Annotated in this window: 12 protein-coding genes; all 12 read left to right on the forward strand. The window is 42.2% G+C overall.

Annotated elements, in window-relative coordinates:
- Position 1: 1 nt before the first annotated feature.
- Positions 2–1,018 carry a benzoate 1,2-dioxygenase electron transfer component BenC gene (gene benC, locus JMX92_RS06865; RefSeq protein ID WP_201544686.1) on the forward strand — a complete coding sequence of 339 codons (1,017 nt, stop codon included), beginning with the start codon at positions 2–4 and terminating at the stop codon, positions 1,016–1,018.
- A 59-nt stretch (positions 1,019–1,077) separates the two neighbouring features.
- On the forward strand, positions 1,078–1,857 hold the full coding sequence (locus JMX92_RS06870; protein ID WP_201544687.1) for a 1,6-dihydroxycyclohexa-2,4-diene-1-carboxylate dehydrogenase: 780 nt from the start codon (positions 1,078–1,080) through the stop codon (positions 1,855–1,857).
- A 75-nt stretch (positions 1,858–1,932) separates the two neighbouring features.
- Positions 1,933–3,162, forward strand: a complete 1,230-nt coding sequence (gene benE / locus JMX92_RS06875) for a benzoate/H(+) symporter BenE (RefSeq protein WP_201544689.1) — start codon at positions 1,933–1,935, stop codon at positions 3,160–3,162.
- 113 nt (positions 3,163–3,275) lie between these two features.
- Positions 3,276–3,965, forward strand: a complete 690-nt coding sequence (locus JMX92_RS06880; RefSeq protein WP_201544691.1) for a 3-oxoacid CoA-transferase subunit A — start codon at positions 3,276–3,278, stop codon at positions 3,963–3,965.
- A gap of 59 nt (positions 3,966–4,024) precedes the next feature.
- Positions 4,025–4,690 (forward strand): 3-oxoacid CoA-transferase subunit B, encoded by a 666-nt coding sequence (locus tag JMX92_RS06885; protein WP_201544693.1) that lies wholly within the window; start codon positions 4,025–4,027, stop codon positions 4,688–4,690.
- Between the two features lie 20 nt (positions 4,691–4,710).
- Positions 4,711–5,931: a 3-oxoadipyl-CoA thiolase gene (gene pcaF / locus JMX92_RS06890; RefSeq protein WP_201544695.1), complete on the forward strand. Its 1,221-nt coding sequence runs from the start codon at positions 4,711–4,713 to the stop codon at positions 5,929–5,931.
- A 102-nt stretch (positions 5,932–6,033) separates the two neighbouring features.
- A complete protein-coding gene (gene pcaD, locus JMX92_RS06895) occupies positions 6,034–6,813 on the forward strand; it encodes a 3-oxoadipate enol-lactonase (RefSeq protein WP_201544697.1) in 780 nt (259 codons plus the stop codon).
- Positions 6,814–7,227: 414 nt separating this feature from the next.
- Positions 7,228–8,592, forward strand: coding sequence for an aromatic acid/H+ symport family MFS transporter (locus tag JMX92_RS06900; protein ID WP_201544699.1), 1,365 nt, complete (start codon positions 7,228–7,230; stop codon positions 8,590–8,592).
- Between the two features lie 607 nt (positions 8,593–9,199).
- The gene (locus JMX92_RS06905; RefSeq protein ID WP_201544701.1) at positions 9,200–10,393 is read left to right on the forward strand and encodes a tyrosine-type recombinase/integrase; all 1,194 of its coding nucleotides are present in this window, start codon (positions 9,200–9,202) and stop codon (positions 10,391–10,393) included.
- 28 nt (positions 10,394–10,421) lie between these two features.
- Positions 10,422–11,348, forward strand: a complete 927-nt coding sequence (locus JMX92_RS06910; protein WP_201544703.1) for a hypothetical protein — start codon at positions 10,422–10,424, stop codon at positions 11,346–11,348.
- A 128-nt stretch (positions 11,349–11,476) separates the two neighbouring features.
- Complete coding sequence (locus JMX92_RS06915) at positions 11,477–11,755, forward strand: helix-turn-helix transcriptional regulator (protein ID WP_201544705.1); 279 nt, start codon at positions 11,477–11,479, stop codon at positions 11,753–11,755.
- Positions 11,742–13,856 carry a DUF3987 domain-containing protein gene (locus tag JMX92_RS06920; protein ID WP_201544707.1) on the forward strand — a complete coding sequence of 705 codons (2,115 nt, stop codon included), beginning with the start codon at positions 11,742–11,744 and terminating at the stop codon, positions 13,854–13,856. The genes JMX92_RS06915 and JMX92_RS06920 overlap by 14 nt, the downstream gene beginning before the upstream one ends.
- Positions 13,857–14,109 lie beyond the last annotated feature (253 nt).

Below are 14,109 nucleotides of genomic sequence, written 5' to 3' on the forward strand. Positions count from 1 at the left end.
CATGGAATATAATATTGCTCTACAGTTCGAAGACGGCGTCACGGGCTTCATCAAATGTGAAGCCGACGAAACAGTTGCCGAAGCAGCGTATCGTCAAAAATTTAATATCCCTGTGGACTGCCTAGATGGTGCTTGCGGTACTTGCCGTTGCCATTGTGAATCTGGCAGCTATGACATGCACCCTGATATGTATATCGAAGATGCACTCACAGAAGCTGAAGCTGAAGAAGGTTATGTACTCACCTGTCAGATGATTCCTGAAAGCGACTGCGTGATCAAAGTACCAACCTCCTCTGAAGCTTGCAAAGTTGGCAAGTCTGTATTCAAAGGCAAACTACAGCAGCTGAATGTACTGTCTGAGTCTACCATTCACTTTGGCGTCGAAGTCGATAATCCAGATGCGCTAGTATTTTTGCCAGGACAGTATGTCAATATCAGCATTCCTGATTCTAACGAGACACGCTCCTACTCGTTTAGTTCTATGCCTAGCACTAAAGAGGCAGAGTTTGTCGTACGTAATATCCCTAACGGTAAGATGAGCACATTCTTGTCAGACATTGCCCACATTGGTCAAGAGATTGACTTTGAAGGTCCATTCGGCAGCTTTTATTTGCGACCAGTCGTTCGTCCTACTTTGTTTTTGGCAGGCGGTACCGGTATCGCACCTTTCCTATCCATGCTAAAAAGCTTAGAAGTATCGGGCGCTCATCATCCTGTCAGGATGGTCTACGGCGTCACCAACGATTTTGATCTGATAGAAGTCGAGAAACTAGAAGAAGTAAAACAAAACCACCCTTGGTTTGACTACCGCACCTGTGTCGCCACAGAAGACAGTAGTCATGAGCGTAAAGGTTATGTTACCGGTCATGTTGATAATGAGTGGCTGAACGATGGTGACGTCGATGTGTACTTGTGTGGTCCGTTAGGGATGGTGGATGCGGTGAGTAATTGGTTAGACAGCAGTAATCTAAAACCGTGCAATTTTTACTATGAAAAATTCACGCCCAGTGAACAATAACATAGCTTAGCCGTATTACTCTACTAGCAAAGCATGAGCAAGATTTTTAGGAGACTGTCATGAGTAAAAGATTTGATAATAAAGTATGTATCGTTACTGGTGCCGCCCAAGGCATCGGGCGCGGAGTCGCATTACGCTTAGCAAGTGAGGGCGGAAAAATCGTCATGGCAGACTTTTCTCCATTAGTAGAAGAGGTGCTGGCTGAAATCATTGCTAATGGTGGACAAGCCGTTACCATTCAAGCTGACCTTGAAACCCGTCAAGGTGCTAAAGAGGCTATTGATAAGGCACTTGATAGCTATGGGCGTATCGATATATTAGTCAACAATGTCGGCGGCGCAATATGGATGAAACCTTTTACCAGCTTCTCTGAAGCAGAAATCCAAAAGGAAATTAGTCGCTCATTATTTCCAACATTATGGTGTTGTCATGCGGTATTACCAACCATGGTCAAACAGCAGTCAGGCATTATTGTTAATGTGTCCTCTATCGCTACTCGCGGTATCAACCGCATACCCTATTCGACAGCGAAAGGCGGCGTGAACGCCATGACCGCATCGCTCGCTTTTGAGTATGCAAACGATGGCATCCGTGTGAATGCCGTGGCAACTGGCGGTACTGAAGCGCCGCCCAGAAAGATTCCACGTAACGCCAAACCATTAACTGATGATGAAAAATCATGGATGAATGCGGTGGTTGATCAGACCATTAATCGCACCTTTATGAAACGCTACGGCACGATTGATGAGCAAGTCAATGCCATCTTGTTTTTAGCATCCGATGAGTCTTCTTATATTACTGGTAGTACCATTCCTGTGGGCGGTGGCGACGAAGGCTAATAATAAATCTGTCAATCAGTAGCATGCATCTTAATTTGCAACCCCGTAACGAATGCTAATTTGCAAGGAAGCAATATGGCCTCTGTAATCCAAACCTTAAAAAACGACTGGTCGCTCTCCGCATCGGTTGCAGGGTTCTTAGCGGTTCTTATTTCTTATGCGGGTCCTTTGATTATTTTTTTTCAGGCCGCACAAGCCGCACAAGTATCGGATGCCATGATGGCGTCTTGGATTTGGGGTGTCTCCATTGGTGCTGCCATTCCTGGTATCTATTTATCTATTAAATATAAAACACCGGTTATTACAGCATGGTCCGCCCCTGGTACCGCTTTACTGGTTACCCTATTTCCACAGATGAGTATTAATGAAGCTGTTGCCGGCTATATCATCTCAGCGATTGTCATATTTATTGTTGGGGCAACAGGTTACTTCGACAAAATATTAAAATGGATTCCTAACGGTATTGCCGCTGGCATGATGGCAGGGATTCTATTTCAATTCGGCTTAGAATTATTTAAAGCCACTGATAGCATGCCATTTATCGTCTTTAGCATGCTCGGTTGCTATTTATTAGCCAAACGCTTTTCGCCGCGCTATACGATGATCTGGGTGTTGATATGCGGTGTTATCTTAAGCGTCTTACTTGGCAAAATGAACCCTGTCCATTTCGATTTAGCCGTTACCATACCTACTTTTATTGCACCTGAATGGTCGTGGAACTCAACGTTTAACCTCGCTATACCACTCATCCTTGTGAGCTTAACTGGTCAATTCTTACCCGGCATGGCTATTTTAAATCTAAGTGGCTATGACACGCCAGCCAAGCCTATTGTGAGTGTTACAAGCCTCGCCTCTTTAGCAGTTGCATGTGTCGGCGGTATTACTATCGTACTTGCCGCGATCACAGCCGCGCTTTGCACTGGTAAAGATGCGCATGAACTTAAGGAAAAGCGCTATATCGCAGGTGTTGCTAATGGCATCTTCTATTTATTTGGCGGTTTATTTGCTGGCAGTATCGTGATGGTATTTAGCTTGCTTCCAAAAGAGCTTGTCGCGGCACTGGCCGGTCTTGCATTAATCGGTGCCATTTCTGCCAATATCACCATTGCTATGAAAAATGATGAGCAAAGAGATGCAGCGTTAATTACCTTTTTGGCGACAGCATCGGGTATGAGCTTTTTGGGATTAAGCTCTGTGTTTTGGGGCATTCTTATCGGCATGATTGCTCACTATATTCTGACCAAAAAACGCTTACTACCAACATCATCTATCTCATTAACGACCTCTAATAATGAAGCCAATTAAGAGCAAGTCTCTTACGAAAAAAATTAAGTAGTGTCAGAGCAATGAGTCTAACCCATGTACCACTTATTAATTTTAAAGACACTACCTCATATGACTTTTTATAGGATATAAACATGATTAATAAAGCTGATAAAAATATAACTGACGTTCTTAGTCAAATCAAAGATGGCGCCACCATCATGATTGGTGGCTTTGGCACAGCGGGTCAACCTGCTGAACTGATTGATGGGCTTATTAATTTGGGCGTAAAGGATTTGGTCATCATTAATAATAATGCCGGTAACGGCGACCATGGCCTTGCCAAGCTCTTAAAAACAGGTGCTGTGCGTAAAATCATTTGCTCTTTCCCGCGTCAATCGGACTCTTGGGTATTTGATGAGCTTTATCATGCTGGCAAGATTGAGCTGGAGCTCGTACCACAGGGTAATCTGGCTTGCCGTATTCAAGCAGCAGGTATGGGACTCGGTGCAGTATATACGCCAACAGGCTTTGGCACTTTACTCGCAGAAGGTAAAGAGACTCGAGAAATCGATGGTAAAGACTATGTTCTTGAATATCCGATCAAGGCTGATTTTGCTTTAATTAAAGCTTCTAGAGGCGATCGTTGGGGCAACTTGGTGTACCGCAAGTCTGCACGTAACTTCGGCCCAATCATGGCAATGGCGGCTGATATTACTATCGCCCAAGTCTCTGAAACGGTTGAGCTTGGCGCGCTTGATCCTGAGCACGTTATTACGCCGGGTATCTTTGTGCAGCATGTGGTGCAGATTCAGCCTGCTAACACTGAATCTGCTAGCGCTTAACTTTCTAGCACAGCTACTACAGCCACCGCTTAATACTGCCAATTATAAGGATCGTCATCATGAGCCATACTTCCTACACCGTTTTGACCCGCGATCAAATCGCTGAGCGCGCTGCACAAGATATTCCAGATGGTGCCTATGTCAATTTAGGCATCGGACTACCGACCAAAATTGCAAAATACCTACCGGATGATAAAGATGTATTTTTGCATTCAGAAAACGGCTTATTAGCTTTTGGACCACCACCTGCTAAAGGTGAAGAGGATCCCGAGCTGATTAATGCCGGAAAAGAGTACGTTACCATGCTCGATGGCGGCAGCTTCTTTCATCATGGCGACTCTTTTGCAATGATGCGTGGTGGTCATCTTGATATCTGCGTACTAGGTGCATTCCAAGTGGCTGCCAATGGCGACTTAGCCAATTGGAACACGGGTGCGCCAGATGCAATACCTGCAGTTGGCGGCGCTATGGACTTAGCCGTCGGTGCCAAAAAAGTCTTTGTGATGACCAATCACACCACCAAAACTGGCGACCCTAAAATCGTCAGCGAGCTTACTTATCCTGTGACTGGCAAAAACTGCGTTGATCGCATTTATACTGATTTATGTGTCATTGATGTCACCGATAAAGGCTTAGCAGTCACCGAAATGGTCGATGGCATTAGCTTCGAAGACTTACAGGCCTTGACGGGTGCCACACTGACTGACGCTACTACAGTAAAATAATAAAAAGGATAATATCTACAATGGATAACTTAACAAACGCTTATATCATTGACGCCATTCGCATCCCTTTTGGACGCTACGGCGGCGGTCTAGCACCCGTACGTGCAGACGACCTAGGCGCTATCCCTATCAAGGCGTTAATAGAACGTAATGCTAATGTCGACTGGGTACAAGTAGATGACGTCATCTATGGCTGTGCCAACCAAAGCGGCGAAGACAATCGCAACGTCGGACGTATGTCGTCATTGCTAGCCGGCCTACCTTATCAAGTGCCTGCGACAACTGTTAACCGCTTGTGCGGCTCGTCGATGGATGCGTTAGCGATAGCGGCACGTGCGATTAAAGCTGGTGAAGCCAATTTAATTATCGCAGGTGGTGTTGAGAGCATGAGCCGTGCGCCATTTGTGATGGGCAAATCAGGTCAGGCATTTGGTCGTAGTCAAAAGCTGGAAGATACTACTATGGGCTGGCGCTTTATCAATCCAAAGCTTGATGAGCTATATGGCACAGAGACTATGCCGCAAACCGCTGAAAATGTCGCAGAGCAATTCAATGTCAATCGAGCTGACCAAGATGCATTTGCGCTACGTAGCCAACAACGTACCGCAGCGGCGCAAAAGTCAGGATTTTTTAAAGATGAGATGACCCCTGTCGTCATTCCGCAGCGTAAAGGCGAGCCTGTCACCGTCGATACTGATGAGCATCCTCGTGCTGACACTACCCTTGAGAAGTTGACTAAACTGCGTCCTATCGTCACCGCAGATGGTACGGTGACTGCTGGTAATGCCTCTGGAATTAATGATGGTGCAGCAGCCTTCCTAGTAGCGTCAGAGCAAGCGGTTAGAGAATTTAATCTAAAGCCACGGGCACGTATTGTGGCCTCAACTACGGTAGGCGTTGAGCCACGTATTATGGGTTTCGCCCCAGCACCCGCAATGAAAAAGCTGCTTAAGCAAACCGGACTGTCTCTCGATGAGATGGATGTCATTGAATTAAACGAAGCCTTTGCTGCCCAAGCTCTAGCTTGCACACGTGACTTAGGGTTAGCTGATGATAGCGAGCGCGTCAATCCTAACGGCGGTGCGATTGCCCTTGGTCATCCACTCGGCGCCTCAGGTGCACGTTTGATCTTAACCGCCCTTAATCAACTGGAAAAAACAGGCAAGCGTTATGCTATCTGCTCAATGTGTATCGGAGTTGGACAAGGTATCGCGATGATTATTGAGCGTGTTGAGAGTTAAGCGTGTTGAGAATATATAGATAGCTCAAAAAATAGATGCACTCATTGATAGGCAAAAACCAATACCTTACTCACATGACAATCACAAACAAGGACGTTCATCATGCCTGAATTTGACAATAAAGATATAACGCTAAACTATGCCACTTTTGGTGATAGCAGTAACCCTGCTCTGATATTCTCCAACTCTTTAGGTACCAGCTATCATATGTGGCAGCCACAAATCGATGCTTTGCAAAACGATTATTTTATCATCTGCTATGACACTCGTGGCCATGGTAACTCTTCTGCACCAAGAGGTCCTTATAGTTTCGATCAGCTTGGACAAGACGTCATTGATTTGCTTGATTATCTGAACATAGATAAAGCATTTTTTTGTGGCATTTCTATGGGTGGTATGACTGGTCAATGGTTAGCTATTCATCATCCTGAGCGCTTTGATCATTTAATGCTATGCAATACCGCCGCGAAGATTGGCAATGAGGCAGCATGGGTAGATCGCGCGCACTTGGTACGTGAGCAAGGTCTAGATCCTATTGCCGCTACAGCCGCTCCGCGTTGGTTCACAGCAAGTTTTATCGATAATCATCCTGATGTAGTTAAAGCACTATCTGACGCTCTCGCAGCTGGCAGTAGCGAGGGTTATGCCAGCTGCTGCGAGGCACTATCTGTCGCTGATACTCGCGAGCAGTTACAAAATATTCGTGTACCCGTCACAGTAGTTGCAGGTATCGAGGATCCAGTGACAACGGTTGCCGATGGTCAATATATAGTCGATCATATTCCTAGTGCTAAGCTCGCTACTATCGATGCCTCACACATCTCAAATATTGAACAACCTGAAGCATTTAATCAGCTCGTGCGACAGGATTTTAAACAATAATATTGCTATATAACTTATCTAAATATCATCACTACCGTTTACAGCATTGACGGGGATTTTGTGATGTCTATCAATAATGCATAGATAAGCTCATATATCTTTTAAATATATGAGCTATTTTCTTGCATATCTTTCAAGAAATACCACTTGTTACAAAAAATCGTGCAGCTTTCTTTAGATTACCTCTAAACAGCTAATATACATACATTTATTAGCCTCTTAGAGGTCGCCTAAGATAAGTTCTAACTGATTAAATGTAAGTTATTTACACGTACCTATACTTTCTCATGCTCTGTAAAACCAAAAACCATACCTTATAGGTATATATTTATACTTAGATAGTTTTTGACTTGATCATCAGAAAACAATAACTTGTTAGACACTTATAAGGATATTACTCATGGAGATATACGAATGGAATCACCAACCTTAAACATCAATAAAGTTATTGATGAAGCCAAATTTGCGCCCTTTCATTGGAAGGTCCTGTTTTGGTGTCTACTGATTATTATCTTTGATGGTTATGATCTCATCATTTATGGCGTAGCATTACCCTTACTCATGGAAGAATGGTCATTGACCGCAGTACAAGCAGGGTTTCTTGCCAGCGCAGCACTCTTTGGCATGATGTTTGGTGCAATGATTTTTGGTACTCTGTCTGATAAAATCGGCCGTAAAAAAACCATCATGATTTGCGTCGCTTTATTTAGTACCTTTACTTTTGCTGGCGCATTCGCTAATGGTCCAATGCAGTTTGCCGCCTTACGCTTTATTGCTGGTCTTGGTATCGGCGGTATAATGCCCATTTGTGTAGCGCTGACTTCTGAATATGCCCCAAAACGTATCCGTAGTACTCTAGTCGCTATTATGTTTAGTGGTTACGCGATAGGCGGAATGGCATCTGCATTGCTTGGATCATTTCTGGTGGTAGATTATGGCTGGGAGATTATGTTTTATATCGCAGGCATCCCTACCTTACTATTGCCAATTATTTGGAAAATGCTGCCTGAATCTTTAATGTATCTCGTCAAAGAAAAAAGACATGACGACGCCAAAAAAATCGTCCGCAGACTTGCACCACAAGAAACTTTCACCGCCTCCACCACCTTAATATTAGATGAACTAACCAAAGGTGATGACGCTCCTATCAAAGCGCTATTTCTAAAGAATCGTGGCTTTACTACCATTATGTTTTGGGTGGCCTTCTTTATGTGCTTATTAATGGTATATGCTCTTGCCAGCTGGTTGCCGAAGCTGATGATTCAAGCAGGTTACTCGCTAGGTGCTAGTATGCTGTTCTTATTTGCGCTTAATATTGGTGGGATGATCGGTGCTATTGGTGGCGGTGTGCTGGCTGATAGATTTCATCTAAAGCCAGTATTAACCATTATGTTTGTCGCTGGTGCTGCAGCATTAATACTACTTGGATACAACAGCCCGCAAGTGGTGCTATATAGTCTTATAGCGATTGCAGGCGCCACTACTATTGGCTCACAAATATTACTCTACACCTTTGTCGCTCAATATTATCCTACTGCTGTACGTACCACTGCTATGGGTTGGGCATCGGGTATCGGTCGCATTGGCGCTATCGTAGGTCCTATCTTAACTGGGGCGCTACTTACACTAGAGCTAAGTCACCAAACTAACTTTTTGTTTATCGCCATACCAGGAATAATTGCAGCCACTGCTATTTTCCTTGTAAACTTAAATGCAGCAGTAGGTAGTAAAAAAATTCAAGAGAAACCAGTCAATTTAGATACACCTATAGCGACTTAAATCTGATTTAGACTTTATTTTCATTCAGATATTCTTGTTTTATACTTGTTAGTTTTTAGCGTACTCACGATGTGGGTACGCTTTTTCAATATCTCCTACATATTTATGAGTAAGATCTGCTGACCAATACGAGGTGTAAAAACAAGAGTAACCAGCTCTTAGCTTTTTTTATACTTTGAATGAAAGATATATCCTTTATTGCCAATCATTTAAAAGTTTCATTTGTAGACCCTTACTTTTAAAAGATCTGCTAAAACCATCCATTTTGATACTCCGAATTTATTGATAAGCATATCTACTTGTTGATAGGTATATTTGGATTTTAACCTAGACCTTTAATACAAAAGGCTTTAAGTCAATAATTGCAGCTACTTATCGCCATCCATTGTGTATTGTTGTTGTAAAAACAAGGACTCATAATCCTTTGGTCGTAGGTTCAAGTCCTACTGGGCCCACCATATTTTAAATCAGGCTTGTTCGCAGCGATGCAGCAAGCCTTTTTTTATGGGGTTTTGCGAGATTTACGAATATCTTGGTATGTGGCGAACCATATAGAATATTGGTATATTTGTTGGTATAGATTATACCAACGCGGAGATATACCAACATGCCACTAACTCATACTATCATCAACAAGTTAACCGCGAGCGAAAAATGTACACCTAGCCGCCCTGACAAACATAGTGATGGTGACGGTCTACAACTGTGGGTAAGACATACAGGGAACAAGGTCTGGGTAAGCGCCTATCGCTGGCAGGGTAAACAGCAATCGCTCACTTTAGGTAAATACCCAGTTATTACATTACAACAGGCCCGCCAGCGTAATTTAGAAATAAAACAGCTTATTAACGAAGGTATTAACCCAAAAGATAAAAAGAAAGAAAAAATCGCAGAGCAAGACGGTTCGAGGCTTTTTGATACTATTGGTCAGGCTTGGTATGCAGACCGCAAGACCTTCTTAGCAGCTAGTACATTTAGCCGAAATTATTCAGCCTATATTCGTGATGTAAAACCAATTATTGGTCATAAACTGATTGATGATATTACCCCACCCGACATTTTGACAATCGGCAAGAATATTGAAGCACGAGGCGCTAACGAGATGGCACGACGCATCATGGCAGAAGTAGGACAAATATTCAAACATGCTATTCGCACCGGCATGGCAACGTCAAATCCTGCAGCAGATTTATCAGCGGCCATTAAACCGCATAAGACTAAAAACCATAGTCGAGTTACTTCGAAAGAGTTGCCAAAGCTTTTGCAAGATATCAATGACTACACTGGGCATATTACAGTCAAATTAGGCCTACAGTTTTTATGCTATACGTTCGTGCGCACAAATGAGCTCAGATTTATGGAATGGTCAGAGATTGACTGGAACAATAAAGTTTGGCGCATCCCGGCAAGCAAAATGAAAATGGACAGACCTCATATTGTGCCGCTTGCGCCACAAGTTATAGATATATTAGAGCAAATCAAAGAGCTAAATTTCTCAGAGCAGTATGTGTTCTACAACCCTTCTACTCGCAAACCTTACAGCCAAAATGCCTTTATTAATGCGCTTTATCAAATGGGCTATAAATACAAGATGACTGGTCATGGGTTTAGAGGTCTGGCAAGTACTACTCTTCATGAACAGGGCTATATGCACGAAGCTATTGAATTACAGCTAGCTCATGAACAAGAAAACAAAATTAGCAAGGCTTACAACGGTGCTCAGCATTTAGACTATCGTCGAGAAATGATGAATGATTGGGCAGACTTTGTCGAAAGTCAAATAGAACAAGTTAATAACTAGATGTTTTAATATAACCAAAGGTAGCACAATGTTTGATAGCTCAAGAGAATATTATGATTTAGAAGAAGTTGCAGCAGGTCTATCAGAAATCTTAAATAAGCCTGTCACTCCTTCAATGCTTTATGATTATATTAATATAGATAAGCTAATTCCTTATGTTATGTATTCAGGAGTAGTTTATGCAGCTCAATACAGAACTGAATTTTATGATGACAAACCCACTGAAGTTGCTTTGATTAATGTGCCAGCTTCTTGTAAAGCTTATTTTAAAGCCACAATTAATAATATTGAGCTATTGCCTCATGATATTGCACCTAGAATAGGCTATAGTAGCCCTCTATATACATTGGAAGATCTTTTAACATATAAAGATGAGGACATGCAAGCACTCATAAGCTTAAAGCCTGTTGGTTATCGCTTGTTTAGTTTAGATAGTGAGGTAAACGAAAAAAGTAGATATGAATTACAGTATGTTCTTAAATTTAAATCACATGATTTAATTCAATTCGCCAACCAAATACGTGAAAAACTAGAGTTCAATAATGTAATGGTAGAACTGAACGAAAAAAAAGAAAGTTTAAAAAGGCTAGAATCTGAAAATAAATCGCTTAGGTTAGACTTAAACAAATATAATTCAGATCAAACTACTAAACAACTACATTCAATTGAGAAGAAAAATCTGATAAATAGTTTGTTTAAAGGTGCAGGGATTGCCATAGCCGATTATCTGTGGGAAATGGATAGGGATAAACAGATTAAAAAAAATCAAATGGTTCAACAGATTAAGTCAATATTATTCAAGATACATAGCCCTATGGTCTCTGAAGATTTGAAAGTATCTAAAGATGACACTATTAATGAGTGGCTTACAGATGTAGCTCCTGATTACGCTAAAAAAGGCGGTAGACCTAAAAAAGACAGTAATAGAGACATTATTTTACATATGAAAAAATAACCCCCTATCTCATAGGAATCCTTTCGATAACCCCCCTATTCATAGTGATTTGGGGGTTTTTTACCATCTAGAAACATATCATTCTATTCATACCGCGATATAACGTAGCGGACTAACGGAGATATAGAATGAATAATCAGCTTAACAGTAATTTAAAGGATTCAACTAAGTCTGCCCTTTACCTTCGACCGCAAGGCGTAAGTAGAGCTAAAGACATCTTACCTTTCCTCCCCTTTGGACGCACTACTCTACATGAATGGTCTAAAGATGGTAGATTCCCAGCAAGCATTAAACTATCACCCACAATAGTTGTATGGCGGAATGGTGAAGTGCTTGATTGGCTTAATAAATTGAATGGATCTGGTCCGACCCCCGATTTAAATGGAGGTCAAAATGATGACGATTAAAAAAGAAAAGCCCCATGCGGACAACACGGGACTAAGTAGTTTGTTAGCTGGCGCAAATCAATCTACAATTCTAAGTATATCAGATGATCCGATATTAAAGAAACTATTAGAGCTTAAACAAGACAATAAGCTTCTACATCTAGAAGGTGGTTTTAGCGTTATTAATGGTGATAAAAAAGGTGAGATAATAAATACGGATGGCAAGGTGTTACTAGTAATGCATGATAATAGTTACCAGCCTGCTAACCTAGCTATTTATGACAATGAACGCATAGAAGTAACAGACCCAAGCCAGCCCAGTGCTTTTATTATCGGTAATTTAAGCTTAGATAGTGAATGGCATGCCGTTAGTAGTTTAGATGAAGCGGTACAGCTTTATGATGCAATGGCAGTTAAGCAAGGGCTTAATATCAACATCTTAGTTAGCCTTAATCCATACGGCTTTAATAGCATGGTCAAGCACTTTGCTGAGGTTAAGCAAGTTATTGTTACTACTACCATTGATAAAAAAGATGAAGTAACTAAGCCACTGCTAGGGGTAAACGTCAAAGCTATTATTACTACTTTTGACTTATTGCTATCGTTCGATAATTACCAGACGCTTGATGATGTTTTAAATGACCCTGAAACGATCATCAAAGACTTGCTAGCTGAAGCATGGGGAGAGCTGGGCAATATAGGCGACCCTGACAGCAAAGCCACACCCTACCCGATAGAAGCCTGGGGCAAGAACGGCGATATACTTTACGATGCAATAAAAGCCATTATCTATCATGCCCAAGTTGCCTCAGCGATGGCTGGAAATGGCATGTTAGGCGCTTTAGCTACCATTACTCAGCAGTATATCAACGCGCCTTATGTGTTAGGTGATAAGTTTATGCCAGTGTCCCTATTTTTACTTACTGAAGGCGATAGTGGTAGTGGTAAAAGTCGAACTGTGGGCTTTAGCCACAAGGCGCTTGTGAGCTATCAAGAAGACAAACGCAAGGAAGACAGGCAGTTGCTAGATGAATGGCTTGCACAAAAAGCCAGCATGCCAAAAAAAGATTTAGAGCTATGGTTACTTGAAAACCCCAAGCCTAAGCAAACGATACTTTTGGTTAAGTCTGGCACGATCCAAGGTTTTTTAGACCATATGCTGATCGGAAATACTAGAGATATAGCATGGTCAACAGCTGAAGCTGCCTTGTTTTTAGGTGGTTATAGCTTAACCAGTGACACGGCAAAAAGTAACATAAGCCAGCTGTGCGATATATGGAGTGATGGTTCATTTGATAGGCTTCTATCACCGCGCTACGACAGCATAGAGCAAAACAGTATGAACGGGGTTCGGTTTACGCTCGACTTACAAGGGCAGCCGTCTGTCATAGCTGAAGCACTCAATGATAACGCTATGAATGAACAAGGATTGTTACCACGCTTTTTGTTCGCCTTTCCTGACAATATGAATGGTAAGCTCGTTTATAACACTGATGAAAGGCTAGACGCTAAGCCTAACCTTGATACTCGATTACAAGCCTACTGGCAGCGGTGCCGTGAGTTACTAGACCCTAGCCAAGGCATTATCAGAACTGACGACGAGGGTAGGATCATCCGATTTGATATGCCTTTTGAGAACAGACAAGCTAGAAAAGCATTAGCAGACTACCAAACCGCTAAAGAGCGCCAATTATGCAAAGGCGGTCAGCTTGAGAAATACGCAAGCTATGCCAGACGCTTACATGAAAATGCCAGTCGTATCGCCTCAATACTGGCTTACTTCAATGGCCAGCGCTTCATATCTGCTGATGACATACATAGAGCCACATTATTGACTGACTACTCAATGAGTGAGCGCATAAGATACACCGACAAGCCCCAAGCTGGAGATAATGACGCGCAAAAGCTCATAGGCTGGCTAGTCAAGTATTGTAATAGACAGTCAGTCAATCAACTGGCTTACTCAACGGCTCAAAGTAAGGTTAATCCTAAGCACTTACGGAAAAAGCATAACTTTGAGTTGATAGCCGAGGTATTAGAAAGCGAGAGTTATATCAAAATCATAACTAGTGGCAGGGCTAGAACCATACAAGTAAGACCTGAATTGTTAAATGCTGGATAAGGGAGGGGGGGGAGAATGGGAAAGCATTAGCTAGACAGCTTGTTACTTCTACCCTAGCCAGCTTTCCTATATTCAAACCCATTAGGCAAGTCAGGAAAATCAACGGCTATCATGAAGCTAACTTTCCTTATTTGCCTTTTTGCTTTTGAAAAGGGAAAGCGATATAAGTCATATATAGCATGACTTGCATAACTTACTTTCCTATTTTCCCTATTTTCCTAAATGATTAGATTTGGGTTGTATAAATGCTAAA

Source organism: Psychrobacter sp. H7-1, assembly GCF_904846585.1.
Classification (GTDB): Bacteria; Pseudomonadota; Gammaproteobacteria; order Pseudomonadales; family Moraxellaceae; genus Psychrobacter; species Psychrobacter raelei.

Coding starts and splice junctions, on each gene's coding strand:
- benC (WP_201544686.1), top strand. CDS start 2: ATGGAATATAATATTGCTCTACAGTTCGAAGACGGCGTCACGGGCTTC.
- JMX92_RS06870 (WP_201544687.1), top strand. CDS start 1,078: ATGAGTAAAAGATTTGATAATAAAGTATGTATCGTTACTGGTGCCGCC.
- benE (WP_201544689.1), top strand. CDS start 1,933: ATGGCCTCTGTAATCCAAACCTTAAAAAACGACTGGTCGCTCTCCGCA.
- JMX92_RS06880 (WP_201544691.1), top strand. CDS start 3,276: ATGATTAATAAAGCTGATAAAAATATAACTGACGTTCTTAGTCAAATC.
- JMX92_RS06885 (WP_201544693.1), top strand. CDS start 4,025: ATGAGCCATACTTCCTACACCGTTTTGACCCGCGATCAAATCGCTGAG.
- pcaF (WP_201544695.1), top strand. CDS start 4,711: ATGGATAACTTAACAAACGCTTATATCATTGACGCCATTCGCATCCCT.
- pcaD (WP_201544697.1), top strand. CDS start 6,034: ATGCCTGAATTTGACAATAAAGATATAACGCTAAACTATGCCACTTTT.
- JMX92_RS06900 (WP_201544699.1), top strand. CDS start 7,228: ATGGAATCACCAACCTTAAACATCAATAAAGTTATTGATGAAGCCAAA.
- JMX92_RS06905 (WP_201544701.1), top strand. CDS start 9,200: ATGCCACTAACTCATACTATCATCAACAAGTTAACCGCGAGCGAAAAA.
- JMX92_RS06910 (WP_201544703.1), top strand. CDS start 10,422: ATGTTTGATAGCTCAAGAGAATATTATGATTTAGAAGAAGTTGCAGCA.
- JMX92_RS06915 (WP_201544705.1), top strand. CDS start 11,477: ATGAATAATCAGCTTAACAGTAATTTAAAGGATTCAACTAAGTCTGCC.
- JMX92_RS06920 (WP_201544707.1), top strand. CDS start 11,742: ATGATGACGATTAAAAAAGAAAAGCCCCATGCGGACAACACGGGACTA.